Raw genomic sequence first — 26,840 nt, 5'->3', positions numbered from 1 at the left:
CCCCTTCGAAGTTGGATCCCCCGCGACCCAACCTAGCGAGCAGGTCTGACACTCCCGCCGGTCACGGCAAGCACCCACCCACTCATACGCGATGCCGAAGGCGAGCCGTCCTTACCGTGCGGTCCGGGTGGGGTGGCTTCGTCACGAGTCGTGCCACAGCTCTTGCTGCATCGCTGAAGGGGTGTCAACTCGACACGCTTTTCGTCGAGTTGACACCCCTTCAGCGATGTAGCCCGCTCTTGGCTCGACTCGTGACGAAGCCACCCCACCAACGCAACCACCTACGCAACGCGCCTCCGCCCAACGCAACAGGCGTGCCATCTACCCACGCATGGCGTAGACCCCGGCTTTTGATCAGATTGGCGGGGTCTGGGGCGGAGCCCCAGGAATCAACGCAAGCAAACGCCCGCAACGCAACCCACCTACGAACACGAAACAGGAGAGGCTGAGGCCGGGCGGAAAAACGGCCTCAGCCCCACCCTCAAACCCCTGCCAAGGGCGCGGAGGACGTGGCCAGTTCCTCAGCAGGGGAAACCGTTTCCTCCGAAGCAGGAGGCTCAGACCGATCACAAGGAGGCTCAACAGGCGAAGTGACAGGCGTGGTGACAACCGGCGGAACAGGATCCTCAGCCCGAGGCGTGGACGGCGGAACCTCGGCAGGCGGAGCCGTGGAACCAGGCGGCACGACCACAGGAGTCTCCACCACAGGCGGAGGCTGAACACTGGACACAGTGGACGGAACCGAGGTGGTGACCACAGGCGGCGAAGCCGACCCAGAAGACGACGGCGGAGCCGGCTCTTCTTCCTCAGGCGACTCAGGCAAGTCAGGCGAGTCAGGCTCATTCCGCCCGGTAGCAGCAGGCTTAGCACCAGAAACCCGAACAGTCTCAGTAACCGTAGCCCCGACAACCCGAGTCTGAGTGGCGAGCCGAGCCGCCCGAACCTCCCGAGCCGCCCCCTCCACCACCACGGTCTCCGTAACGGTGGCCAGCGAATCCCCGGTCTCGAAGGGCTCAGTCCACCACTGAGAAGCAGAAGGCCGAGCAGGTGGAGGCGCAGCCAACGGCGCGTCCTCCGGCGACCCCGTCAAGGCGATCAACGCGAACATGCCGCCCAGTGCCAGGAACGGCACGACGACCACGGCCCCGAAGCACCCACGGCCACTGCGCGGCTCTTCACGGTGACTCATCTCCAGCACACCCCCGAACGGTGAGAACTGTTCCATCTGGTTGATCGTCCACATGGAACAGTCCGTCACAGTTCTTTAGTCACACGATGGGGTGTTCAGCCCAGCGGCGGCAACTCCGGAGCGTGAGCAGCAGGGGAAGATGAAAGGGTTTCCAGAGCCAACGAAACGGCCTTTTCCAGCTGCGGGTCGCGGCCAGAAACGCGGTCGGACGGCGTCATGACCACCTCGATGTCCGGGTCGACACCGTAGTTCTCCACTGCCCACCCGTGGCCCTTGAAGTAGGACGCGTACCTCGGCTGGGTGACCATCGTGCCGTCGACCAGCGTGTACAGCATGTCGATACCGATGACACCGCCCCAAGTCCTGACGCCAACCACGGGCCCGATGCCGAGTTCCTTGATGGCCACGTTGACGATGTCGCCGTCCGATCCGGCGTACTCGTCGGCCACCGCCACCACAGGACCACGAGGCGCGTCCTGCGGATAGGACTCGGACGCCGTGTAGCCGCGGGCGACAGACCAGCCGATGACCTTGCGGCCGAGCTTCTCGATCACCAACTGCGAGGTGTGCCCGCCGCCGTTCTCACGAACGTCCAGAACAAGCGCCTCACGAGCCAGCTCTACCCGCAGATCACGGTGCAGCTGAGCCCAGCCGGCGCCCATCATGTCCGGCACGTGCAGGTAGCCCACACGGCCACCGGACTGCGCGTGCGTGAACGCGCGGCGGTTGGCGACCCAGTCGTGATACCGCAGAGGCTCCTCATCAGCCAGAGGCACCACCACGACTCGACGTAGCTCTCCACCACCACCGGGACGCACGGTCAGCTCCACGGGCTTCCCAGCCGTACCGACCAGCAACGCCCCAGGCCCTGCCAACCCGACCGGACGCCCGTCCACGGCCACGAGAGCATCCCCAGCGCGCACGGCCACTCCAGGCGCGCACAAAGGCGAGCGAGCGTGCGGGTCGGACGTCTCGCCGGGGATCACGCGCTCGACGACCCAGTCAGAACCAGAACGCCGCAGATCCGCGCCCAGCAGGCCCTGACGGCGCGAGGCGGGGACGTGCGGCGACGAACCCCAGACGTAGGCGTGCGAGGTGCCGAGTTCGCCCTGCACCTCCCACAGCAGGTCGACCAGGTCGTCGTGGCTGCCCACCTCGGCCACCAGCGGCCGGTAGCGGTCCAGCTCGCCCTGCCAGTCGACGCCGCCCATGTCGGTGCGCCAGAAGTGGTCGCGCATGAGCCGCCCGTTCTCGGCGTACATCTGCGCCCACTCCAGCGCGGGATCGACGACGACGCGCACGCGGGCGAGGTCGATCTCCACGTAGTCGGCCGAGTCCTCGTCGGCCTTGCTGTCGGACGGCACGACCCGCAGGTCACCGCGGTCCTCGACGACCATCCGCTTGCCGTCGCCGGACACCGCGAACGCGTCCACGCTGTCCGCCAGGCACTCGGTCTTCTGCTTGGTGAAGTCGTAGCGCTCCAGCACGGTGCGCGGCGGGCGCGCGTCCGGCGACGCCAAGTTGTCCCCCAGCACACCGAGCAACGGCCGGCGCAGCCACAGCAGACCGCCGCGAGCCGCCTTCAACGACAGGTAGTCGGCAGCGGCGACGGGCACCGGCACCACTCGGTCGGCGAGGCCTTCGAGGTCGACCTTCGTGACCGAGGCCTTCTCGTCGTCGTCCTCGGAGTCCTTGTCCTCGTCGCCGACCGGGCGGCCGCCGTGCATCGGGGCGAACGGCGACGGCGTCGTGGCGGCCAGCGGCACGAGGTGCGGGCGGCAGCCGGTCGGGAACGACAGGTCGAACACGTGCGCGTCGTAGACCGGGTCGAACGTCCTGATCGACAGGAACGCCAGGTACTTGCCGTCCTCGGTGAAGGTCGGCGCGAAGTCGGCGAACCGCAGCGGCGTCACGTCCACAACGGACAGATCCGCCGCGTTCACCATCTTGATGTGCCGCAACGGAGTCGGCCCGGGATGCGACCACGCGAGCCACGCGGAGTCCGGCGAGAAAGCGAGATGCGTGATGTGCGCGTTCGCACCGCTGACGACCTCGCGCACCTCACCGGAAGCGATGTCCACCAACAACAAACGGCCGTCGTGCGTGGCAACGGCGACGCGCGAACCGTCCGGCGCGGCGGCCAGGGACATGACCCGCCCGAGCGCGCCGGAAGCGATGCGGCGCGCGGTGTTGCCCGGCTCGACCCCGCCGACCGGCGCGACCTCCAGGGCCTCCTCGCCCTCGACGTCGGTCACCCACACCACGTGATCGGTCTCGCCGAGCACCTTCGGCAGCCGCGCGCGGACGTCGGAACGGTCGGCCAGCACGCGCACCGGTCCGTCGCGATGCGTCACCCAGTGCACGGAGCCGCGGACCTCGACGGCCGAGGCGCGGCCGGTGTGGTCGACGCTGAAGGACTCGATGTTGCCGGAAGCCTTGACGTGCCGGGGTTGCAGGCCGGTGCGCGGGCCGCCGAGCTTGATGTCGAGCTTGCGCAGTTCGGACAACCCGTCGAGCAGCCACAGCTCGCCCGCCTGGTGGAAGATCACCCGCGAGCCGTCGGTGGAAGCGTTGCGGGCGTAGAACTCCCCGGAGGTGTGGCGCTGCAGGTCGGTGCCGTCCGGCAGCACCGAGAACACGCTGCCGACGCCGTCGTGGTCGGAGAGGAACGCGATCCGCCCGTCGACCCACATCGGGTTCGCCAGCGACGACTGCAGACCGGACAGCACCCGGACGAAGTCGCCGGACCCTTCGGTGTCCACCCAGAGCTTGCCCGCGGTGCCACCGCGGTACCGCTTCCACCACGCCGGTTCCTGCATGTAGCTGGACGACGTGACGACCTGGCCGTCCGGGCCGAACGACACGTCGTTGACCCACCCGTACGGCAGCACCTCGGCAGGTCCGCCGTCCAGCGGAACGGCGTGCGCCTGCTTGCGGTGCCGCGACATCTGACCCGTGGCCGACACGGCGAGCACTCGCCCGTCCGGCGTCCACCCGGACACGGCCGTACGGGCCACGCCCCAGTGCGTCAACCGGCGTGCGGGTCCACCGTCCACAGGAGCCACGCGCACTTCCGGGGCGCCGTCGATCCAGCTGGCCCAGGCCAACTGCGTGCCGTCAGGCGAAAACCGCGGCGTGCGCGCCGGTACCTGGTCAGCGGACGCGCGCCAGGCCCTTCCTCCGTCGACGGGCGCGAGCCACACGTCGTCCTCGGCCACGAACGTCACCAAGTCACCGCGCAGATGCGGATACCGAAGGTAAGTCACGAGATCGACGTTAGCCCACGCTCACCGTTTCAGGAGGGCAAAAAACGCCGCCAGTCCTCAGCCGCAAGAGAAACTAGACCTTCGGCCCGCGCCTTGGCCTCCGCCTCGCGAACGTTCGCGGCGAAACGGCGGCAGACCTGACGAAGTTCCGTCTCCGGGTCCTCACCGGCAAGCTTGGACAAAGCGGTCACGGCGAACAAGGTCGTGCCCGTGTCGTCGCCCTCGGGCAGCAGGTCGACGGGGAAGCCGGCGCGTTTGGTGCGCTGCACCAGCTTCGCGGCCAGCGCGACGGCCGGCTGACCCAGCGCGACACCGTCCACACTGGACTCGCGCTGCTTCTCGGCCTGCTTGAGCTCCTCCCAGCGGTGCTGCTGCGAGGTCGCGTCGTGCACGGCCGGGTCGTTGCCCTCGAAGACGTGCGGATGCCGTCCGACGAGCTTCGCGACCAGTTCGGACGCGACGGCGTCGATGTCGAACGGGTCCTCGGGGTCCTCGGCGGCGACGCGGGCGTGGAACAGCACCTGCAGGAGCACGTCACCGAGCTCCTCGCGCATCGACGCGCGGTCGCCGTCCTCGATCGCCTCCAGCAGTTCGAAGGTCTCCTCGACGAGGTACTGGCGCAACGAGTCGTGGTCCTGTTCGGCGTCCCACGGACATCCGCCCGGCGACCGCAACCGGTGCATCACCGCGGCCGCGTCGAGCAGCGCGGCACCCAACGGTTCCGGCGTCGTGATCACGGTCGCGTCCGGGTACCGGGAGGCGTTGGTCGTGATCACCACCGCGCCGTCCTCCACGACGGCGGGCGCGGGACCGTCGACCCCGAGCGAGGACCAGAACTCCAGCGGCACGCCCTCGCCCGCGTAGACGGCCTTGGCCGTGCGCAACGCGGGCAGGGCGGCGGCGGGCAGTACCGCGTCGAGCCGCTCGCTCAGGACGACGACGGTGATCAAGACTTGTTCTTGGTCGAGCTCACACCGACGAAGCCGGCGCGTTCGCCGGGGTTGCCGACGATCTGCGCGTTGGTCGGGTCCCACACGCCGTAGCGGGGGTTGACCTCGATGTTCAGGTCCGCGGTGAGGAACTGCGCGATCCGCAGTCCGAAGGCGGCGAGCAGCTGCGGGTCGATGCGCTCGATCAGGTCGTCCTCACCGGGCGTCGGCGAGACCTTGTTGCGCTCCTTGACCAGCGCGACCATCCAGCTGGACTGCTGCTCGTCGGCGGGGAAGGCGACGACGGTGCCGGGCTTCACGCCCCACAGCATCGTGTGCACCAGCGACGGGTTCTCGGTGACGCGGACCTTCTGGTTCGTCGCCGAGGCCTGCTGGCCGCTGGTGGTGCGCGGCGCCTCCTGCACGAACTTCGACATCTTCGAGGAGTCGGCGGTGACCTCTGCGGCCTTCTCCTTGGCCTCCTTCGGGTCCTGGACCTGGAAGAAGTCGATGACGACCTCGAGCGTGGAGAGGTTGCGGCGAGCGAGCTCACCCATCACCAGCACGTCGCGCTGACGGCGGTAGATCGTGGTCTCGTCCTGCTCGCTCTGCTTGGCGGCGGCCTCGGGGCCGCCCTTCTCCTTGATCGCGTCGAACACCTTGGTCTCGTCGACCGTGATGTTCTCCAGCTGACCGGCCCGCTCGGCGATCTTGTGGTTGATCTCGTCGGCCAGCACCAGCTTCGAGACCTGGTCGAGCTTGCCCTGGTCCTGCATCTGCTGGGCCGCGGGCTCCTTCTTGAGCACCTTCACGGTCCGGTCCTGGACGGTCTGCAGACCGATCGCCTGGTCCCCGACGATGGCGGCCGAGGTGGCCTTCGCGGGCCCGGTCGCGCATCCGGTGGCGAACAGCGCCACAGCCACACCGACCAGCGAGAAACGCTTCAGAACAGTGCTCACGAGGATCTACCCTCTCACGCCTTGGTGACCGGGGTCACGGGAGTCCCCACGAGTGAGTCGAGGAACGCACCGCACCAGTTCAACAGCTCCTGGTCGCGCAGCTGCGGTGCACCCATCCGGCCGCCCGCCGCTCCCTCCGTCGGCCTAGGCACGGTGACCGTCCCCATGGCCTGCTTGTAGACGGCCTTCGGGAACAACCGCCGCAGCCTGACCAGCTGCGAGTCGAGCAGTTCGAGCTTCGCGAACCGCAGGTTCTGGCCCATCGCGATCACCTCGGTGACCCCGTGACGACGGCAGGCGTGGCGCAGGCGGGCCACGCCGAGCAGGCGCTCGACCGGTTCCGGCGGCGTGCCGTAGCGGTCCTTGAGCTCGTCCCAGACGGACGTCAGCGCCGCCTCGTCGGACGCGCCCGCGATCTTGCGGTACGCCTCCAGCCGCAGCCGCTCGCCCGGCACGTACTCGTGCGGGATGTGCGCGTCGACCGGGAGGTCGACGCGGACCTCTGCCAGGTCCTCCTCGACCTCACCGCCGTCCGCTCCCGCGTGCTTGCGGAACGCCTCGACGGCCTCGCCGACCAGCCGGATGTAGAGGTCGAAGCCGACGCCCGCGATGTGACCGGACTGCTCGGCGCCGAGGATGTTGCCGGCGCCGCGGATCTCCAGGTCCTTCATCGCGACGGCCATGCCGGCGCCCAGCTCGGTGTTCTGCGCGATCGTCGCGAGCCGGTCGTGCGCGTGCTCGGTCAGCGGGGTCTCGGCCGGGTACAGGAAGTACGAGTACCCGCGCTCGCGGCCACGGCCGACCCGGCCGCGCAGCTGGTGCAGCTGGGCCAGGCCGAGCAGGTCGCCGCGCTCGACGATCAGGGTGTTGGCGTTGGAGATGTCCAGGCCGGTCTCGACGATCGTCGTGCAGACGAGCACGTCGTACTCGCGTTCCCAGAAACCCTGGATGAGGTGTTCGAGCTTGTCCTCGTTCATCTGGCCGTGCCCGGTCACGACCCTGGCCTCGGGCACCAGCTCGCGGATGCGCTTCGCGGCCTTCTCGATCGTCGAGACCCGGTTGTGCACGTAGAAGACCTGGCCGTCGCGCATCAGCTCGCGCCGGATGGCCGCGCCGACCTGCTTGTCGTCGTACGCGCCGACGTAGGTGAGGATCGGGTGCCGTTCCTCGGGCGGGGTCAGGATCGTGGACATCTCGCGGATGCCGGCGAGCGACATCTCCAGCGTGCGCGGGATCGGCGTCGCGGACATCGTCAGCACGTCGACGTGCGTGCGCAGCGCCTTGATGTGTTCCTTGTGCTCCACGCCGAAGCGCTGCTCCTCGTCGACGATCACGAGGCCCAGGTCCTTGTACCGCACGGTCTTCTGCAGCAACCGGTGCGTGCCGATCACGATGTCGACCTCGCCGTCCGCGAGACCGGCGATGGTCTGCGCGGACTCCTGCGGGTCGGTGAAGCGGCTCAGTCCCTTGACGACCACCGGGAACTGGCGCATGCGTTCGGCGAACGTGTTGAGGTGCTGCTGGGCGAGCAGCGTCGTCGGCACCAGCACGACGACCTGCTTGCCGTCCTGCACCGCCTTGAACGCCGCGCGGACCGCGATCTCCGTCTTGCCGTAGCCGACGTCGCCGCAGATGACGCGGTCCATCGGCACGGACCGTTCCATGTCGGCCTTGACCTCGTCGATCGCGGCCATCTGGTCCTGCGTCTCGGTGAACGCGAACGCGTCCTCCAGCTCGCGCTGCCAGGGCGTGTCACTGGCGAAGGCGTGACCGGGGGCGCTCTGCCGGGCCGCGTAGAGCTGCACGAGCTCGGCCGCGATCTGCTTGACCGCCTTGCGCGCCTTGGACTTCGTGTTCTTCCAGTCGCTGCCGCCGAGCTTGTTCAGCGTCGGCAGCTCGCCACCGACGTACCGGCTGACCTCGTCGAGCTGGTCGGTCGGCACGAACAGCCGGTCGCCGGGCTGGCCGCGCTTGCTGCTGGCGTACTCGAGGACCAGGTACTCGCGGGTGGCGCCGGCGACCGTCCGCTGGACCATCTCCACGTACTTGCCGATGCCGTGCTGCTCGTGCACCACGAAGTCGCCGGACTTGAGCGCCAGCGGGTCGACCGCGTTGCGCCGCTTGGACGGCATCCGGCGCATGTCCTTCGTGGACGTACCGCCGCGGCCGCCGGTCAGGTCGGTCTCGGTGAGCACCACCAGCGCGAGGTCCGGCAGCACGAACCCGTCCTCGAGCGCGCCGCGCACGACCGTGACGGTGCCCGCTTTCGGTGCCGCGTCGAGGGATTCGACGCAGACGGCCGAGACTTCGGCTTCCTTCAACCGTTCGACGGCGCGCTGCGCGGTACCGGCCCCGGGCACGACCAGCACGGCCGCACCACCCGTCGCCGTGTGCGCCTTGAGGTCCGCGAACGCGCGCTCGACGTCGCCCTGGTAGGCCTCGACCGGCTTGACGTCGAGGTGCACGACGTCGCTCGCGTCGGTGGTCAGCTGGCTGAGCGTCCACCACGGACGGTCGTTCGCCTTGGCGTGCTCGGAGATCTCGCCGATGCCCTGGTACCCGCTGCGGCCGAGGTCGATCGGCGCCTTGCCACCGGCGGCCGCCGCCATCCAGGACGCCTCGAGGAACTCCTGCCCGGTGCGGACCAGGTCGGCCGCGCGGGCCCGGATCTTCTCCGGGTCGTTGAGCAGGACGTGGGTGCCCTTCTCGACCACGTCCGTGAGCAGCTGCAGCTCGCCGGGGCACAGCGCCGGGATGAGCGCCTCCATGCCCTCGACCGCGATGCCGCCCGAGATCTTCTCCAGCATCTCCGCGAGGTGCGCGTCGGACCGGTGCTCCTCGGCCAGTTCGGCCGCGCGGTGCCGCACGTCGTCGGTCAGCAGCAGCTCACGGCACGGCGGCGCGACGAAGTCGGTGACCTCGACCGGCAGCGAACGCTGGTCCTGCACCGAGAACGGCCGGATCTCGCTGACCTCGTCGCCCCAGAACTCGACGCGGAACGGGTGCTCGGCGGTCGGCGGGAAGAGGTCGAGGATGCCGCCGCGCGTCGCGTACTCGCCGCGCTTCTCGACCATGTCGACGCGGGTGTAGGCGTTCTCGGCCAGGCGCGTGATCAGCTCGGCGAAGTCCTGCTCCTCGCCGACCTTCAGGTGCACGGGCTTGAGGTCGCCCAGGCCCGGCGCCATCGGCTGGATGAGGCTGCGAACCGTCGTGACGAGGACCCGCAGCGGGTTGCCCTCGGGATGCTTGAGGCGGCGGAGGATCTGCAGGCGCGCGCCGACCGTGTCCGCGCGCGGGCTCAGGCGCTCGTGCGGCAGCGTCTCCCAGCTCGGGAAGAACGCGACCTTGTCCGCGCCGATCAGGTCCTTGAGGACGTTCGTCAGCTCTTCGGCCTCCCTGCCCGTGGCGGTCACGGCCAGCACCGGCCGGACCGTGGACAGCGCGGCGGTGACGAGCGGGCGGGCGGCCAGCGGACCGTCCAGCTCCAGCTCGGGGACACCGGCGGAGTCGATCAACGTGCGGAGGGCTTTGTCGGGCAGGACACCATCGAGCAGGCCGAGCAGCGGCATGTGAGAAACCCCGGTCGAGTGCGGAATGGGCGCACGAACACCGAACGCCGGACAGACCCCTGCCTGGGACGAGGGGTCTCACCACCCACCTTAGCTCGTTCCGCGACCCCTTATCGGGTGGCTCGAGCGCGGCTCCGGGAGCGCGGCGGTGAGGTCGACCTCGACGAGCCGACCTGGGGATCCGAGCCGCGTGACGAGGTCGTCCGTGCCGACCAGCCGGCACGCCTCCGGCTCTATTCGGTTGACCGCGCCCCGATCCTGGGACCGTGTCTACGAAAGAGATCAGGGCTGACTACGACGATCAGTCCATCGTGGTCTACCAGGCTTATTCACCGGCCATCGCCGACCCGGCCGTGGCCGCGCAGCGGTTCGTGCCGCCGTTCAAGGCGGAGCGGATGACGTGGATCAAGCCGTCGTTCCTCTGGATGATGTACCGCTGCGGGTACGCCCGGAAGGAAGGCCAGGAGCGCGTCCTGGCCGTGCGGATCACCCGTGCGGGGTTCGATTGGGCGGTCGCCAACGCGGTCAGCAGCAGGATCAGCGGCAAGCCGTCGGTGCGCGTGCAGTGGGACCCGGAGCGCGGGCTGAACCACGAAGCGCTGGAGCACCGCTCCATCCAGATCGGACTGACGCGCGAGGCCTCGGCCATGTACGTCAACGAATGGACGTTGGGCATCACCGACGTGACGGCCCTTGCGCGCGAGATCCACGACAAGGTGCGTGCGCGAGACCTGGACGGAGCGCGCGCGTTGCTGCCCGTTGAACGGCCTTACGGAACCTCCACGGCACAAATCGCATAGTTAGGACATGCGCGCACTCGTGGCTACTGGGTTGGTGCTGGTCGTCGCGGCTTGCTCGTCGCCGGAACCTGGCGGCAACGCGCCGTCGAAGGCTCTCGCACCGGCCGGGCTCAAGGTCGAGGAGGTCGCTGGCGGCCTCCAGCACGCCTGGGACGTCGGGTTCCTGCCCGGCGGCTCCGTGCTCGTCACCGAACGGCCGGGCACCATGAAGCTCGTCAGGAACGGCCAGGTCACGCCCGTCGACATCGACCTCGACGACATCCAGGTGCGCGGCGAGGGCGGGCTGATGGGCCTGGTGATCCACCCCGACGACCAGCGCTTCACGGTTTGCTACAACACGTCCAAGGACGTGCGGCTGGTGACGTTCCGCCTCGACGACGCCAAGGCCACGAAGGTCAAGGACCTGGTCACCGGCATGCCGTCGAACTCCAGCGGACGCCACTCCGGCTGCCGGCCGACGCTGGCGCCGGACGGCTCGATGTTCGTCGCGACCGGCGACATCGCGCAGGCCCGCAACCCGCAGGACAAGACCAGTCTCGGCGGCAAGGTGCTGCGGATCGACCCGGAGACGGGCGAGGGCGCGGCCGGCAACCCGTTCATCACCTCGGCGAACGCCAACGAGCGCCGCGTCTACACCTACGGGCACCGCAACGTGCAGGGCGTGGTGTTCCGGCCGGGCGGCGACCAGATCTTCTCCAGCGAGCACGGGCCGGACGTCGACGACGAGGTCAACCTGCTGCAGAAGGGCGCCAACTTCGGCTGGGACCCGTCCAAGGGCGGCACGCAGAACAGGTACGACGAGAGCGTGCCGATGACCGACCTGCAACGGTTCCCGGACGCGGTGCCCGCGGTGTGGTCGTCGGGGTCGCCGACCGAGGCGATCTGCCAGGCGGCGTTCTGGAACGGCAAGCTCGCGATCACCGCGCTCAAGGGCTCGAAGCTGCTGCTCTTCACGCTCGACGCCGCCGGCAAGGTGCAGAACGTGAGCATCCCCGACGAGCTGAACGACAAGTACGGCCGCCTGCGCGCCGCCCGCACCGCGCCGGACGGGTCGCTCTACCTCACGTCGTCGAACGGCACGGACGACAAGCTGCTCAGGCTCACCGGGACCGCATAGGGAACAACTCGCCCGAGCCGTTCGACCCCTCGACGAACGGCTCGGACGCGGGCTCCACTGGGAACCATCGCTCAGCCGTACCCGGACCGTTTCACGTTTCGCCCCTTATTAGGCGCCATGCACTAACGCGGGGCCACTCATACGTGCAGATGCACTAAGAGCAGCAGCTCAGGAACGGCTGCGCAGCTTGGGCTTGTGCTCCATCGCGGACAGCCCGTTCCACGCGAGGTTGACCAGGTGCGCCGCCACCTCGTCCTTCTTGGGCTTGCGCGCCTCCAGCCACCACTGGCCGGTCAGCGCGACCATCCCGACCAGCGCCTGCGCGTACAGCGCGGCGAGCTTGCGGTCGTAGCCCTGCTTGGCGAAGTGCAGCCCGAGGACGTGCTCGACCTGCGACGCGATGTCGTTGAGCAGCGACGAGAACGTGCCGGAGGACGACGCGACGGGCGAGTCGCGCACCAGGATGCGGAACCCGTCCGTCGAGCCCTCGATGTAGTCGAGCAACGCGCAGGCGGCCTGTTCGAGCAGCTCACGCGGGTGCGAGCCGCCGTCGAGGGCCGTGATGATCTGGTCCATCAGGCGCTGCATCTCGCGGTCGACGACGACAGCGTAGATGCCTTCCTTGCCGCCGAAGTGCTCGTAGACGACGGGCTTCGACACGCTGGCGCGGAGGGCGATCTCCTCGATCGACGTCGCGTCGAAGCCCTTCTCGGCGAACAGGGCGCGGGAGACGTCCAGGAGCTGCTCTCGGCGTTCCTTGCCCGTCATCCTGACCCTGACCATGCGAATCAGCCTACGAGGCTCACTTCTTCGCGGTGATCCTGGCCAGCCGCTGTTCACTCGGCCAGCGCACGTTCGTCGCCCAGCCGAGTTTCTCGAACACCCAGATCAGGCGGGCCGAGATGTCGATCTGGCCGCGCTTCACGCCGTGCCGCGCGGAGGTCGGGTCGGCGTGGTGCAGGTTGTGCCACGACTCGCCGAAGCTCAGGATCGCGAGCGCCCAGACGTTGGCGGAGCGGTCGCGGGCGGCGAACGGGCGGTCGCCGACCATGTGGCAGATCGAGTTGATCGACCACGTCAGGTGGTGCAGGAACGCGACGCGGACGAAGCCACCCCAGAAGAGCGCGGTCACGCCACCCCAGACCGACCACGTGAGCAGGCCGCCCAGCACCCCCGGCGTGGCCAGCGAGATCGTCGTCCACAGCACGAAGTACCTGTCGACCCACACGATGTCCTCGTCGGCCAGCAGGTCCGGGGCGAAGCGCGCGTGGTTGGTCTTGTCGCGTTCGAACAACCAGCCCATGTGCGCGTGCCAGAAGCCCTTGGCCAGCGCCACGGGGCCGCTGCCGAACAGCCACGGCGAGTGCGGGTCGCCCTCGCGGTCGGAGAAGGCGTGGTGGCGGCGGTGGTCGGCGACCCAGTCGATCACCGGGCCCTGCAACGCCATCGAGCCGGCGATCGCGAGCGCGATCTTCAGCGGGCGCTTGGCCTTGAACGAGCCGTGCGTGAAGTACCGGTGGTAGCCGATCGTCACGCCGAGGCCGGAGAGGTAGTAGAAGCCGACGAAGAGGACCACGTCGACCCAGCCGAGGCCCCAGCCCCACGCGAACGGGACGGCGGCCAGCAGGGCGATGAGGGGAACGATGACGAACACGTACACGCCGAACTGCTCGGCGTTGCTTCGTCGCTTTCCGAACAGCGGCTTGGGGCCCTGGTCCGTGGACTGGTTGATCGTCGTCGTCATGCGCGAACCTCTGGGGGTGAGAGGGCGGACGTACCTACGCGACCGTAACTTACGGAAGCGTAGGTTAGGGCCCCCTGCTTTCGCCATACCCCGCTTGGAAAAGTCTCGGACAGTTCTCAGGATCAGCACGCTGTGTCGCCTGGAATCGAGACCTCGACCCGGCATCATCGGAAGATGGCCAGACGCAAGATCATCCGGATCACCGTGACCTCGTTGCTCGTCGTGCTCGTGCTGGTCACAGCGGCTCTGGGCGTCGTCGGCTGGTACTACAGCGGTGAGCTGCTCGTACCCGACAGGTGGGCGGGGCGGTACCCGGACACGGCGCTGGGCGAGGACGACAGGTCCGTCGTGCTGGCCGAGTCGGTGTCGAGCGTGCAGCCGGGCACCCTCGGCCTGATCTGGCCAGGCGGCCAGGCCAAGATCGGCGAGATCACGAGCCAGAAGAACGGGCGCGTCGAACGGCCGTTGCTGGACGGCAGCGCGCCCCCGGACGGCACGAAGGTGCGCATCGAGACCGCCCTCTACGAGGGCAACCCGAAGACCGCGCTGGGACTGGTCTACAGCGACGTCGCGGTGCCCACCGAACTCGGCGACATGCCGGCGTGGCTGGTGCCCGCCGCGAACAACGACACCTGGGTCATCAACGTCCACGGACGGGGCGCGAAGCGCGAGGAGGGCCTGCGCGTGGTCCCCCAGTTGCACGCCGCCGGCCTGCCCGTCCTGATGATCACCTACCGCAACGACGAGGGCTCTCCCGCGTCCCCCGACGGCCTCTACCACCTGGGCGACACCGAGTGGCACGACGTCGAGGCCGCCATCCGGTACGCGCAGGGGCAGGGCGCGAAGAAGGTCGTCCTGTACGGCTGGTCGATGGGCGGCGCGATCGTCGGCCAGACGCTGGCCCGGTCCGGTCTCGCGGCGGCCGTCAGCGGCGTGGTGCTCGACTCCCCCGTCACGAACTGGACGCAGACGCTGAACCTCCAGGCCCAGAACCGGGGCGTGCCGACGTGGCTCACGCCCGTGGCCGAACTGGTGTCCGGCTGGCGCGCCGACATCGACTTCGACCGGTTCGACCTGGTCCGCAACCCGCCCGCGCTCAAGCCGCCGACGCTGCTGTTCCACGGCTCCGCGGACGAGACGGTGCCGGCCCAGTCCTCCCGCGACCTGGCGACCGCGGCGAGCGGGCTCGGCTGGCCGCTGCAGTACGTCGAGATCCCGGGCGCCGACCACACGTCGGGGTGGAATGTGGCGACGGACACGTACCGGGGCGCGCTCGGCGACTTTCTGACCAGGTCAGTCGGCGCCAAGCCGTGATCTTGAACTGAGCCGAGCGAGTGGTGGTTGGACAAGAAGAGGACCACTCGTGACAACATGTGCCCTGAGCGGACGCGAGTTCGCTCATTCCGCCATGGTGTAAAGGCAGCACCTCTGATTTTGGTTCAGATGGTCCAGGTTCGAATCCTGGTGGCGGAGCTGGGCACGAGTCAGTGTGGTCTTTGGGAGGTGCGAAGCTGCCCGAGGAAACGGTCGACGAGCAGGGCAACGTGGGCCACCGCCATCACGAGATGTCCGACGCGTGGCTGGTTGGTCGCGCGTCCGAACTCGTCGCCGTGGCCCAGAGCAGCCACCTCGCCGCACAGCTCGACGCGGCCTCCGAGATCGACCACATCCTCGCCGAGGCGCAGGGTCGTGGTGAGCCCCGCATCGTCGCGCAGCTGCTCAGAGCCGCCGCCGTGGTCAGGCTGGTCACGCCGGGCCTCGTCGACATGTCCGACCCGCAGCTCGACGAGATGCTCGCCCACTGCCGCCGCCACGGCCTGATCGTGCTGGAGGCGGACGCGCGGGCGTTGCGCGGACGCCGGTTCCTGCTGGGCAACGCCGAGGACAAGGCGCTGACCGAGATCGCGTCGGCGCTCGCAATGATGCTCGACGAGGAACCCGAGGTCGACCCGGTCTTCGACAAGCGGATCTGGGACCAGCTGCTCGCCACGACGCTGCAGGACATCGCACTCGTGCTGACCCAGCTCGGCGTCTACGAGATGGCGGACGACGTGCTGGCGGGCGCGAACAACGCGTTGCGCGAGAGCGGCCAGCCGCACCAGATCTACGTGCACCTGGTGAACCGCGCCCGGCTGCGGATCGGCTGGGGCCTGCGGCTCGAACGGGTGAACCTGCACGACGCCGCGCACGAGCAGTTCAAGGTCGCCTCCGGGCTCGCCGAGGCCGCCGAGGTGCCGTTCCGGCAGTCGCTGCACCCCGGCAGGCGCGACATGGACGCCGCCGAGCAGGTGCCGATCCTCGGTGCCGCCCACGCGCTGACGAACCCCAAGGAAGGCCACCTCGACCGGCTGTGGTCGTTGCGCGGCCTGTCGATGTACGCGCGGGAACTGATCATCGTCGCGATCGCGCTGGCCCGGTGCCTGGTCGAGGCGAACCGGCTCGACGACGCCCTCAAGGTGCTCGACGACACGCGCACGCAGATGGAGCACGACACGTCCGAACCGTCGCTGGTGCTGTCGCTGGAGCGCGAGTACGCGCACATGTGCGGACCGCACACGACGTCGGCGTTGCAGGCCTACAACGCGGCCCTGGAGCTGGAGCTGTGGCAGATGCGGGAGTCCCGCGTGGCCACGTTGCAGACGCGCCGTGAGCACGAACGGCTGACGCGCGCGCACGGTCAGATAGCGCAGCAGGCGTTGCAGGACCCGCTGACCGGACTGCCGAACCGCCGCGCGCTCGACGACAAGATGGGCGAGCTCATCGCCGGTCAGGTCGATCCGTTCTCGATCGCGCTGGTCGACCTCGACGGCTTCAAGGGCGTGAACGACCGGCATTCACATGCCGAGGGTGATGATGTTCTTCGGGTGATTGCCAGCACACTCCGGCAGGCCCTGCGGGGTGACGACATGGTGGCCCGCTACGGCGGCGACGAGTTCGTCGTGCTGCTGCCGGGGGCCCCTCTGCACGCCGCGGAAGCGGCACTCGGCCGGGCCGTGGATGCCGTGGCAGGCTTGCCAATCGACCTCTCCCGGGGCGTGACGCTGTCGGTCGGCGTCATCTCGCTGCGCCCCCGCGAATCCGCCAACCAGGCCCTGTCAAGGGCGGACTCGGCGATGTACGTGGCGAAGCGTCAAGGTGGCTGCCAGGTTGCGGCCGTGGCCGGGGAGCCGTCCGCGGAGGCTTAGGCTGGTCCGCGGACTTCGAAACACCCAGCCTGTTAGGGAGAGCATTGATGCTCGAGGGCCCTGTCAGCACGGTCGTGCTCGCCGCCGGGGAAGGCACCCGCATGCGGTCGTCCACGCCCAAGGTGCTGCATCGGATCGCCGGACGCTCACTCGTCGAACACGCGGTGCGCGCGGCGGCCGGCACAGATCCCGACCACCTGGCCGTTGTCGTCGGTCATGGCCGTGAAGCCGTCACCGAGCATCTGGACACCCTCGCCGGTGCGCTGGGGCGCAAGGTCACCGTCGCGGTGCAGGCCGAGCAGAAGGGCACCGGGCACGCCGTCTCGTGCGGCCTGGCCGAGCTGCCGGACGACCTGGGCGGCACGGTGATCGTCAGCTACGGCGACGTGCCGCTGCTCGACACCCAGACGTTCACCGCGCTGCTGGCCGAGCACTCCTCGGCGGGCAACGCGGTCACCGTGCTCACCGCCGTGCTGGAGACCCCCACCGGGTACGGCCGGATCGTGCGCGACGCCGACGGCACCGTGCAGCGGATCGTGGAGCAGAAGGACGCCTCCGAGGCCGAGCAGCTGATCACCGAGATCAACTCCGGCGTCTACGCGTTCGACGCGGCGGTGCTGCGCGACGGCCTCTCGCGGTTGTCCACCGACAACGCGCAGGGCGAGCTCTACCTGACCGACGTCCTGGGCATCGCCCGCGGCGACGGCCTCCGCGTCGGCGCGCTGATCGCGTCCGACCCGTGGCTGGTCGAGGGCATCAACGACCGCGTGCAGCTCTCGGCCGTCGGCGCCGAGATGAACCGCCGCATCGTCGAGGGCCTCATGCGCTCCGGCGTGACCGTCGTCGACCCCGCCTCGGTGTGGGTGGACGCGGACGTGCAGGTCGGCCAGGACGCCCTGATCGAGCCGAACGTGCAGCTCCGCGCGGGCACGGTGATCGGCTCGCGTGCCGTGGTCGGCCCGGACACCACGCTCTCCGGCGTGACCGTCGGTGCCGGTGCCTCGGTGATCCGGACCCACGGCAGCGACTCGGTGATCGGCGACAACGCGTCCGTCGGCCCGTTCGCCTACCTGCGCCCCGGCACGTCGCTGGGCGTGAAGGGCAAGATCGGCACGTTCGTCGAGACCAAGAACTCGCAGATCGGCGCCGGTTCGAAGGTCCCCCACCTGTCCTACATCGGCGACGCCACGATCGGCGACCACAGCAACATCGGCGCGGCTTCGGTCACCGTCAACTACGACGGCGTGAACAAGCACCGCACGATCGTCGGATCCCACTGCCGCACCGGTTCGGACAACATGTTCGTAGCGCCGGTGACCGTGGGCGACGGCGCGTACACCGGCGCGGGCACCGTCCTGCGCCGCAACGTCCCGCCGGGCGCGCTCGCCGTGTCCGGAGGCCCGCAGCGCAACCTCGAAGGCTGGGTCCTCAGCCGTCGTGAGGGCACCGCCGCCGCCCAGGCAGCGGCAGAGGCCCTGGCGAAGCAGAATGCCGACGAGAACACAGAGGAGGGTCGCTGACCGTGAACCCGCAGATGCCCGGCACACCGAAGAAGAACCTGATGCTCTTCGGCGGGCGTGCCTACCCGGAGTTGACGGAAGAGGTCTCGAAGCACCTCAACGTCACGGTGACCCCCCAGTCCGCCTACGACTTCGCGAACGGCGAGATCTTCGTCCGCTTCGAGGAGTCAGTGCGCGGCTGCGACGCCTTCGTCATCCAGTCGCACACCGCGCCCATCAACCAGTGGCTGATGGAACAGCTGATCATGGTCGACGCCCTGAAGCGCGCCAGCGCCAAGCGCATCACCGTGATCATGCCGTTCTACCCGTACAGCCGTCAGGACAAGAAGCACCGCGGCCGCGAACCGATCTCCGCCCGCCTGGTGGCAGACCTGTTCAAGACCGCGGGCGCCGACCGCCTCGTCTCCGTCGACCTCCACACGGCCCAGATCCAGGGCTTCTTCGACGGCCCGGTGGACCACCTGTGGGCCATGCCCCTCCTGGCAGACCACATCCGCGGCAAGTACGCGGGCCACGAGATCACCGTCGTCTCCCCCGACTCGGGCCGCACCAAGCTGGCCGAGAAGTGGGCGGACACCCTGGGCGGCACCCCGATCGCGTTCATCCACAAGACCCGCGACCCGCTCCGCCCGAACGAGGTCGTCTCGAACCGCGTGGTCGGCAAGGTCGAAGGCCGCCTCTGCATCGTGATCGACGACATGGTCGACACCGGCGGCACCATCGCAGGCGCGGTGAAGCAACTCCTCAACGAGGGCGCCTCCGACGTGGTCATCGCAGCCACGCACGGCATCCTCTCGGGCCCCGCAACCCAACGCCTGCAGGACTCGGGCGCCCGCGAGGTCGTGTTCACCGACACGCTGCCCATCCCGGCGGAGAAGCGCTTCCCGAACATGACCGTGCTCTCGATCGCACCACTGCTCGCACGCGTGATCCAGGAAGTGTTCGAAGACGGCTCAGTGACGTCGCTGTTCGACGGCAACGCCTGACCTTCTGCTCTTGCTCTGAAGAGGGCCTCCCACAGTCCAAAGGACGCGGGAGGCCCTCTGCTTTCCGCGAAGCCGAAGGCGAGCCGTCCTTACCGAACGGGCTGGGCGGTGGGGTCCCGTCACGAGTCGCACCACAGCTCTTGCTGCATGTGAGAGGGAGGGTCAAGTCGACACGCTTTTCGTCGACTTGACCCTCCCTCTCACATGTGGCCCGCTCCTGGTGCGGCTCGTGACGGGACCCCACCGCCAACGCAACCCTCTAACCAACAGGCAGCCGCCCAACGCAACAGGCGTGCCATCAACCCGCGTGTGGCGCTATCCCCCGATCAGATTGCCGGGGGTCTGGGGGCAGAGCCCCCAGGGGAAGCACCCAACTCAACCTGGCCGCCCGCAAGGTGACCCACCCGCAACGTCGCCACCCGCAGATCCCCGCAACCCGACCCCCGATTAGGCCCCCACCCCAACACTCACCTACACTGGTCGGGTTGCCTCGGCGAGGGCGAGCTATCCAGCTCAACGTGATCGACGCGGTGGCTCGATGCCGCGCGTGTTGAAGTCATCCGCATGCTGCTCGCCACCGCAGGCCACCCCCAAAGCTGAACCGCTGATACTTGTGCACCGCCCCGACGTACAAGGCCAGACTTGTAAGGAGTACCCCACCGTGTCCGAGGTCCGTCTCGCCGCAGAGCAGCGCACTGAATTCGGCAAGGGCGCCGCCCGCCGTACCCGTCGCGCCGGCAAGATCCCCGCGGTGCTCTACGGCCACGGTTCCGACCCGCAGCACCTGGCCCTGCCGGCGCTCGAGTTCGCCCGTGTTGTCCGTGAGCACGGCCAGAACGCCGTCCTCACCCTCGCCCTCGGTGGCGAGAGCGAGCTGGCGCTCACCAAGACCGTCACCACGCACCCGATCAAGAACTACATCGAGCACGTCGACCTGCTGCTCGTGAAGCGCGGCGAGAAGGTCACCGTCGAGGTGCCGCTGTCCATCTCCGGCGAGCCCGCCTCGGGCACGCTGCTCACGCAGGACCTCAGCACGATCCAGATCGAGGCTGACGCCCTGAACATCCCGGACCAGATCGAGCTGTCGATCGCGGGCATCACCGCCGGCACCCAGATCCACGCCAGCGACCTGACCCTGCCGGAAGGTGCCGTCCTGATCACCGACGCCGACGCTCTCGTCGTCGCCGTGAACGAGGCGCCGTCCGCCGCGCAGCTCGAGGGTGACGAGGCCGCTCCGGCCGAGGCCACCGAGGAAAGCTGAGCCCCATCACGTCGGGCAGAAACGACGGCGCGTCACCTCCTCACAAGGGGGGCGGCGCGCCGTTGCAGTACCTGCGGCCCGCCGACGTCCGGTCCAAGACCTTCCGCCGCAAGCGGCAGGGCTACAACCCGGACCAGGTCCACGAGTTCCTGCAGATCGTCGCCGACGCGCTGGCCGGCCGTCTCCGCCTGAACCCGGACCACGTGCGCACCGTCAGGTTCGCCACGGTCCCGAACGGCTACGACCCGCTCAGCGTCGACGGCGTCCTGCACCTGCTGGAGTTCCAGATCCGCAACGGCATCGTGCCGCCGACGGGCCTGAACACCGGCGAGGACCTCCACGCGCGCAAGCTCCCCAAGGCGAGCACCGGATACGATCGCGCCGAAGTCGACGCCTTCGTCCTCCGTGCCGCGGCCAACCTGGACGGCCGGGGCGCCATGACCTCCACCGAGGTCCGCAACACCCGGTTCAGCACCACGTCCGGCCTGCTGGGCAAGGGGTACCAGGTGCAGGCCGTCGACACGTTGCTGGACGATCTCGAGCAGGAGTTGCGGTTCCGTGGACGCTGACCTCGCCCTCATCGTCGGCCTGGGCAACCCGGGCCCGAAGTACGAAGGCAACCGTCACAACATCGGCTTCCTGGTCCTCGACGAACTGGCCGCCCGCGTCGGCGGCAAGTTCAAGGCCCACAAGTCCGGTGCCGAGATCGTCGAGGGCCGCCTCTCCGGCCACCGAGTCGTTCTCGCCAAGCCGCGCAGCTTCATGAACCTCTCCGGCGGCCCGGTCGCGAGCGCCGTGAAGTTCTTCAAGCCCACCACCATCGTCGTGATCCACGACGAGCTGGACCTCCCGTTCGCCGCGCTGCGCATGAAGCTCGGCGGCGGCGACAACGGCCACAACGGACTCCGCTCCATCACGAAGTCCCTGGGCGGCCCGGACTACCACCGCCTGCGCTTCGGCGTGGATCGCCCCTCCGGCCGCCAGGACCCCGCCGACTACGTCCTGAAGGACTTCTCGACGGTGGAACGCAAGCAGCTCGCCCTGGAGATCGACCGGGCCGCGGACGCGGCCGAGGCCCTGGTCACCAAGGGCCTGGAAGCCGCGCAAAACAGCTTCCACTGACGTGCACAATGGACGGCATGACGAACCGAAAGGTCCATGCCGCGTAGGCACACGCCCATGCTGGTGGCCGAGTTCTCCCGGCGCATCATGTCAGACGTCCTGCGGCTGGAACTGAGCCGCAACTACCTCGGGCTGTTCGCCGTGGAGATCGCACTCCGAGCGTGGACCGAGTTCGTGCACAACCCGTACCGCAGGCTCTGGGACTTCGAGTCCAAGGGCTGCGGAATCTCGTGGTGTTGCACCGACCCGTACGAGGCCCGCGAACTCCTCGGCTTCGTCGCCCGCGCACTCCCCCGCAAGAGCGCGAAAGAACTGCGCAGGCGACTCGCCGAACTGGATGCCCTCTACTAGACCAACTCGGCCGCGGCGGACCGCCGGAGCTTCCCGGACGGCGTCTTCGGCAACGTCCCAGGCGGCTGCACCACCACGGCGAACGGCCGGAGCCCGACCGCGTCCACGACCCGAGCCGTGACCTGCTTGACCAGATCCTTCTCGGCGGCCTCGTCCCCAGCCAGCTTCGACTCCAGCACGACGGCGAACCGCTCCCGCTTGGTCCCCGCGTCCAGCCGCACGGCGACGGCGTTCCCGGCCCGCACTCCCTCGACGGAGCAGGCGGCACGCTCCACATCGGTCGGGTAGATGTTCCGGCCGCCCATGATGATGACGTCCTTGCGGCGCCCGCAGACGACCACCTGGCCGTCTTCGACCACGTACCCGAGGTCCCCGGTGGACAGCCAGCCTTCGGCGTCCTGTGTGGCGAGTGGACCGTTCACCGTCAGGTAGCCGGGGGTGACGGCCTCGCCGCGGATCTGGATCTCGCCCACGTCCCGCACGCCCAGCACGTCACCGGAGTCCGAGACCACCCGCAGTTCCAGGCCGGGCAACGGCGGGCCGAGCAACGGGAACGCGCGACCGTCCGAAGCGGGCACCGCCTTCTTGTCCGCTTCCACGGCGTCCGCGTCCACGACGTCGACCGACAGGCCGGTGAACAACGGCGCGAAAGCCACACCCAGAGTGGTCTCCGCCATGCCGTAGGCCGCCAGGATCGACTCCGGGCGCAGCCCGAACCGTTCGCCCGCGGCGACGAACGCCTCCACGGCGGAAGGATCGATCGGCTCGGCGCCGTTCAGCGCCAGGCGCATCGTCGACAGGTCGAAGGAGTCGGAGGAGGACGCCAGGCGGCGCGCCACGATCGCGTAGGCGAAGTTCGGCGCGGCGGTGATGGTGCCGCGGTACCGGGTGATGAGGTCGGCCCACAACGTCGGGCGTGACAGGAAGTCGACGGGTGTGACCTTCACCAATTCCAGTCCGAACAGCATCGGCACGGTCAGGAAGCCGACCATCCCCATGTCGTGGAACAGCGGCAGCCACGAAACCATGACGTCAGAGGCGGGATCGAGCGCCGCCGCGATGCGCATTCCCTCGGCGTTGGCCATCAGATTGCGGTGCGTGATTCGCACCGCCTTGGGGTCAGCCGTCGATCCACTCGTCAACTGCAGCAGTGCCGTGGCATCCTCGTCGGTGGGAACAGGAGCAGAGATCGGTTCCGCGTCGAGTTCGGAGAGCAGCTTGTAGGGCACTCCGTGCTGGTCCAGAACGGCAGCCAGAGCGTCGAAGGGGCTGCCGAGCAGGACCAGACGCGAATCGATCATGGCGAGCACCCGCAGCGTGTCCTCGGCCCACTCGGCCAGGTCGGTGCGTGGTGTGGGTTGATGCAACATCGTGACGCTGCCACCACACAGCCATGCGGCTTGCACGGCTGGGGCGATCACGGCTGGTTCGGCGGCGAGCACGGCGATCGCGGTGCCCGGCGCCACGTCGAGCGCACCGGCCATCCGCCGGGCGCGTTCGTGCACCTCGGCCCAGGTCTGGCGGACTGGCGCGGCGGGTTCACCCGTCGTCATGCCCCTGTCCCCGCCGCTGGAGGCCGTCGCCAGCATCACATCCACGAACTGACTCATGTTCGCGATCGTAGTGGCGCCGTTTGGTCCATCAGGGCGAAACGTTATGCCACGCGAAACGCGATACTCCCCAGTACAGGTACGCAGGAGGAGGTCATTGGTGGATCGGGGCGGCCCCGGAGCGCAGCATCGTCTACCCGCGCATCCGGCACCTCTGCTCTCCGCGCAGGACGTGGCCCTGGTCGCGTTCCACCGTCCCCCGCGTGGTCAGCGCGGGTACGACGCGGCTGAGGTGGACGCGTTTCTCGACCGGGTCGAGAGCACCATGAAGAGCAAGGACATCCTCACGCGTGAAGACGTGCTGAACGTCAAGTTCAGCACCGCGACCCGTGATCCGGGCTACGACGTGAACGAGGTCAACGTCTTCATGGAACTCGTCGCGGACACGCTGCGGTCCACTCCGCAACGCCAGCAGGCCTCCGCGCCGGCCCAGGGCGCGCACGCCACGTCGCAGGCGATGAGACCCGCGGTACGACTGTCCCCTGACGACGTCGCCGCCGTGCGCTTCCACAAGCCCAGACCGGGGACCCGCGGCTACCACGAGGGCCAGATCGACGCGTTCCTGGACCGCATCGAGGGCACTCTGCGTGGCAGGGACAACCTGACCAGTCAGCAGGTGCAGGACGCCGTGTTCGGCGAGACGGCACCAGGCACGTTCGGCTACGACGAGGAAGACGTCGACACGTTCCTCGACCTCGTGGTGCTGATGTTCGAGACCGCACCGCCGCCGCGCACAGCGGGCCCGCCGACGACGCAGCTCCCGCAGCAACAGCAGCGGCCGCAGCAGCGCAGTCCGCAGCCAGATCCACGCCTGCGGCCCGAACCGCGTCCGCAGCCACAGCAGCGTCGCCCGCAGCCGCCGGCCCCGCTGCAGCCCGTTCAGCAGGCCGCGATGCCGAAGTCCATCGACGCGCCGAAGCTCACCGCGGCGGACATCCGCAACATCGCGTTCCACCGTCCTCCCCGTGGCCGCCGCGGCTACCAGGAGTCCCAGGTGGACGCGTTCCTCGACCGCATCGAGGCGACGCTGCTCGGCCAGGACAACCTGACCGGCAAGGACGTCCGCGACGTGCGGTTCTCCCGCCCGCTGATCGGCCGGCGGGGCTACGACGAGACCGAGGTGGACGGGTTCCTCGGCCAGATCGAGCAGCAGCTCTCCGGACCGGTGCGCAGCATGCCGCAGGTCAAGTCGTGGAAGGACCTCCGGCAGCTGCGGATCCCGCAGGCGGCGGCCGGCCAGCGCGGCTACCGCACCGCGCAGGTCGACCGGATGCTGGAGGAGATCGGCGTCGCGCTCGACGGCATGCTCGGCGCGAGCTCCGAAGAGGTCATGAAGGCGCGCTTCAGCTACGCGTTGCTCTCCGGCCAGGGCTACGACACGTCGTTCATCGACGAGCTGCTGCCCCAGCTCGCCGCCGAACTGCGCCGCAAGGGCAAGTAGTTCAGCCTTCGACCACTTCGGCCGCCGCCATCCACTGAGCCTCCACGTCGGACTCCTCCGCCAGCACGGCGCGGAGTTCGGCGTCGAGCTTCAGCAACCGGCCGGAGTCGGTCGCGGCGTCGGCGAGCGCGGCGTGCAGCTCCGCTTCCTTCTTGTGCAGCGTCTCCAGACGCCGTTCCAGCCGGGCCAGCTCCTTGCGGGCGGCGCGCTGGTCTGCGGCGTTGGACGGCGCCTTGCCGGCGGCCGGAGCCGCGGACTCCCTGTCGCGCATCGAGTCGCGGCGCTTGAGGTACTCCTCGATGCCGCCGGGCAGCTCGGTCAGCCCGCCGTCGCCGAACAGCGCCACGACCTTCTCGCACACGCGCTCGACCAGGTACCGGTCGTGCGAGATCACGACGAGCGTGCCCGCCCACGAGTCGAGCAGGTCTTCCAGCTGCTGCAACGTGTCGATGTCCAGGTCGTTCGTCGGTTCGTCGAGCAGCAGCACGTTCGGCTCGGCCATCAGCAGCCGGCACAGCTGCAGCCGCCGCCGCTCGCCACCGGACAGGTCCGCCACCGGCGTCCACTGCTTCTGCGACGAGAACCCGAACCGCTCGCCCAGCTGCGAGGCCGACATCTCGTACTTGCCGAGCACGACGCGCCGCGCGACCTCCTCGATCGCCTCCAGCACGCGCATCGACCCGTCGAGGTCGAGCAGCTCCTGCGAGAGGTGCGCGATCTTGACCGTCGAGCCCTGGATCCGCTTGCCCGTCTCGGTTTCGCGTTCCCCGGCCAGCAGCCTCAGCAACGTCGTCTTGCCGGACCCGTTGACGCCGACCAGACCGATCCGCTCACCGGGACCGATGCGCCACGTCAGGTCGCGCACCAGGTAGCGGTCCGGAATGGACAGTGTCACGTCCTCGAGCTCGATCACCGTGCGGCCCAGGCGCTTCTTGGCGAACGCGAGCAGCTCGACGTTGTCGCGCAACGGCGGCACGTCCGCGATCAGGGCCTCGGCGGCCTCGATCCGGTAGCGCGGCTTCGAGGTGCGCGCGGGCGCGCCGCGGCGCAGCCAGGCGAGTTCCTTGCGCGCCAGGTTCTGCCGCTTCTCCTCCAGCACGTCCGCGAGACGGGTCCGCTCGGCACGGGCGTAGATCCAGTCGGCGTAGCCGCCCTCGTACTGCTCGACCTTGCCGTTCACCACTTCCCACGTGCGGTTGCAGACCGTGTCGAGGAACCACCGGTCGTGGGTGACGACGACGAGCGCGCACTTGCGGGCCAGCAGGTGCTCCGCGAGCCACCGCACACCCTCGACGTCGAGGTGGTTCGTCGGCTCGTCGAGCACGATGAGTTCGAGGTCCTGGATCAGCGCGGCCGCGAGCACGACCCGGCGCCGCTCGCCACCGGACATCGTGGAGACCACGGAGTCCAGGCCCAGCGCCATGATGCCGAGTCCGTCCAAAATGGACCGAACGCGGGCGTCGGCAGCCCACTCGTGCTCGGCGTCGAACCCGAGCGGGTCGATCACCGCGTTGCGCACCGTCGATCCGTGCGGCAGTTCGGTGCGCTGCGTGACGACGGCCATCCGCAGATCCCGCGACCGCGACACCCGGCCCTCGTTCGCGGGCTCCTCCCCGGCCAGCACCTCGAGCAGCGTCGTCTTGCCACCGCCGTTCAGGCCGACGACACCGATGCGGTCGCCCTCGTTGACGCCGAGCGACACGCCGTCGAGCAGCGGCCGGACGCCGAACGACTTCGACACGGACTCCAGGTTGACCAGGTTGGCCATCAAAACCTCACGACTAGTAAGAA

At 69.0% G+C, this 26,840-nt stretch carries 19 protein-coding genes and 1 tRNA gene; 12 read left to right on the top strand and 8 right to left on the bottom strand.

What is annotated here, in order from left to right; all coding sequences use genetic code 11:
- Nucleotides 1–1,284: 1,284 nt before the first annotated feature.
- From ACIQF0_RS28575 to mfd, 4 genes are read right to left on the bottom strand one after another with little or no spacing between them, the layout of a single operon-like run.
- Entirely contained in the window at nt 1,285–4,455 is a 3,171-nt protein-coding gene (locus ACIQF0_RS28575; RefSeq protein ID WP_401034232.1) for a S41 family peptidase, read from the bottom strand.
- Between the two features lie 29 nt (nt 4,456–4,484).
- Complete coding sequence (locus ACIQF0_RS28570) at nt 4,485–5,405, bottom strand: MazG family protein (RefSeq protein ID WP_401034229.1); 921 nt, start codon at nt 5,403–5,405, stop codon at nt 4,485–4,487.
- Nucleotides 5,402–6,343 carry a hypothetical protein gene (locus ACIQF0_RS28565; protein ID WP_360045448.1) on the bottom strand — a complete coding sequence of 314 codons (942 nt, stop codon included), beginning with the start codon at nt 6,341–6,343 and terminating at the stop codon, nt 5,402–5,404. Before ACIQF0_RS28565 ends, ACIQF0_RS28570 begins: the two co-directional genes overlap by 4 nt.
- 14 nt (nt 6,344–6,357) lie before the next feature.
- Entirely contained in the window at nt 6,358–9,912 is a 3,555-nt protein-coding gene (gene mfd / locus ACIQF0_RS28560; RefSeq protein ID WP_401034226.1) for a transcription-repair coupling factor, read from the bottom strand.
- Nucleotides 9,913–10,178: 266 nt separating this feature from the next.
- On the opposite strand from mfd, the gene ACIQF0_RS28555 reads away from it, so the two are divergent.
- Both ACIQF0_RS28555 and ACIQF0_RS28550 read left to right on the top strand, forming a co-directional pair.
- Nucleotides 10,179–10,712 carry a DUF4291 domain-containing protein gene (locus tag ACIQF0_RS28555; protein ID WP_401034223.1) on the top strand — a complete coding sequence of 178 codons (534 nt, stop codon included), beginning with the start codon at nt 10,179–10,181 and terminating at the stop codon, nt 10,710–10,712.
- A gap of 7 nt (nt 10,713–10,719) precedes the next feature.
- Nucleotides 10,720–11,829 (top strand): PQQ-dependent sugar dehydrogenase, encoded by a 1,110-nt coding sequence (locus ACIQF0_RS28550; protein WP_401034220.1) that lies wholly within the window; start codon nt 10,720–10,722, stop codon nt 11,827–11,829.
- 168 nt (nt 11,830–11,997) lie between these two features.
- On the opposite strand, the gene ACIQF0_RS28545 is transcribed toward ACIQF0_RS28550, so the two are convergent.
- Nucleotides 11,998–12,597: a TetR/AcrR family transcriptional regulator gene (locus ACIQF0_RS28545; RefSeq protein WP_360045479.1), complete on the bottom strand. Its 600-nt coding sequence runs from the start codon at nt 12,595–12,597 to the stop codon at nt 11,998–12,000.
- Nucleotides 12,598–12,631: 34 nt separating this feature from the next.
- The gene (locus tag ACIQF0_RS28540; protein WP_401034217.1) at nt 12,632–13,573 is read right to left on the bottom strand and encodes an acyl-CoA desaturase; all 942 of its coding nucleotides are present in this window, start codon (nt 13,571–13,573) and stop codon (nt 12,632–12,634) included.
- 174 nt (nt 13,574–13,747) lie between these two features.
- Between ACIQF0_RS28540 and ACIQF0_RS28535 the strand changes: the two genes are divergently transcribed.
- From ACIQF0_RS28535 to ACIQF0_RS28495, 9 genes are all read left to right on the top strand, one after another.
- Entirely contained in the window at nt 13,748–14,887 is a 1,140-nt protein-coding gene (locus ACIQF0_RS28535; protein ID WP_401034214.1) for an alpha/beta hydrolase family protein, read from the top strand.
- Nucleotides 14,888–14,975: 88 nt separating this feature from the next.
- A tRNA-Gln gene (locus ACIQF0_RS28530) sits at nt 14,976–15,046 on the top strand.
- Nucleotides 15,047–15,060: 14 nt separating this feature from the next.
- Nucleotides 15,061–16,758, top strand: a complete 1,698-nt coding sequence (locus ACIQF0_RS28525) for a GGDEF domain-containing protein (RefSeq protein ID WP_401034211.1) — start codon at nt 15,061–15,063, stop codon at nt 16,756–16,758.
- Nucleotides 16,759–16,805: 47 nt separating this feature from the next.
- The gene (gene glmU / locus ACIQF0_RS28520) at nt 16,806–18,278 is read left to right on the top strand and encodes a bifunctional UDP-N-acetylglucosamine diphosphorylase/glucosamine-1-phosphate N-acetyltransferase GlmU (protein WP_401034208.1); all 1,473 of its coding nucleotides are present in this window, start codon (nt 16,806–16,808) and stop codon (nt 18,276–18,278) included.
- Between the two features lie 14 nt (nt 18,279–18,292).
- Nucleotides 18,293–19,264, top strand: coding sequence for a ribose-phosphate diphosphokinase (locus tag ACIQF0_RS28515; RefSeq protein ID WP_030482093.1), 972 nt, complete (start codon nt 18,293–18,295; stop codon nt 19,262–19,264).
- A 661-nt stretch (nt 19,265–19,925) separates the two neighbouring features.
- Nucleotides 19,926–20,525 carry a 50S ribosomal protein L25/general stress protein Ctc gene (locus ACIQF0_RS28510; protein WP_360046980.1) on the top strand — a complete coding sequence of 200 codons (600 nt, stop codon included), beginning with the start codon at nt 19,926–19,928 and terminating at the stop codon, nt 20,523–20,525.
- Between the two features lie 62 nt (nt 20,526–20,587).
- Nucleotides 20,588–21,094, top strand: a complete 507-nt coding sequence (locus ACIQF0_RS28505) for a DivIVA domain-containing protein (RefSeq protein ID WP_360046979.1) — start codon at nt 20,588–20,590, stop codon at nt 21,092–21,094.
- Complete coding sequence (pth, locus tag ACIQF0_RS28500) at nt 21,084–21,647, top strand: aminoacyl-tRNA hydrolase (RefSeq protein WP_401034203.1); 564 nt, start codon at nt 21,084–21,086, stop codon at nt 21,645–21,647. Before ACIQF0_RS28505 ends, pth begins: the two co-directional genes overlap by 11 nt.
- Nucleotides 21,648–21,683: 36 nt before the next feature.
- Nucleotides 21,684–21,998: a hypothetical protein gene (locus tag ACIQF0_RS28495; RefSeq protein ID WP_401034200.1), complete on the top strand. Its 315-nt coding sequence runs from the start codon at nt 21,684–21,686 to the stop codon at nt 21,996–21,998.
- On the opposite strand, the gene ACIQF0_RS28490 is transcribed toward ACIQF0_RS28495, so the two are convergent.
- Complete coding sequence (locus ACIQF0_RS28490; RefSeq protein WP_360046976.1) at nt 21,995–23,608, bottom strand: fatty acyl-AMP ligase; 1,614 nt, start codon at nt 23,606–23,608, stop codon at nt 21,995–21,997. The two genes, ACIQF0_RS28495 and ACIQF0_RS28490, sit on opposite strands and share 4 nt — an antisense overlap.
- Nucleotides 23,609–23,708: 100 nt before the next feature.
- Here ACIQF0_RS28490 and ACIQF0_RS28485 point away from each other — a divergent pair, with 100 nt between their 5' ends.
- Nucleotides 23,709–25,049 carry a DivIVA domain-containing protein gene (locus ACIQF0_RS28485; RefSeq protein WP_401034196.1) on the top strand — a complete coding sequence of 447 codons (1,341 nt, stop codon included), beginning with the start codon at nt 23,709–23,711 and terminating at the stop codon, nt 25,047–25,049.
- Nucleotide 25,050: 1 nt separating this feature from the next.
- On the opposite strand, the gene ACIQF0_RS28480 is transcribed toward ACIQF0_RS28485, so the two are convergent.
- Entirely contained in the window at nt 25,051–26,817 is a 1,767-nt protein-coding gene (locus ACIQF0_RS28480) for an ABC-F family ATP-binding cassette domain-containing protein (protein ID WP_360046974.1), read from the bottom strand.
- Between the last annotated feature and the right edge of the window lie 23 nt (nt 26,818–26,840).

Source organism: Lentzea sp. NPDC092896 (assembly GCF_044754905.1).
Lineage (GTDB): Bacteria > Actinomycetota > Actinomycetes > Mycobacteriales > Pseudonocardiaceae > Lentzea.
Note: the sequence above shows the minus strand (reverse complement) of the source record. Positions and strands in the feature narration are given on the sequence as shown.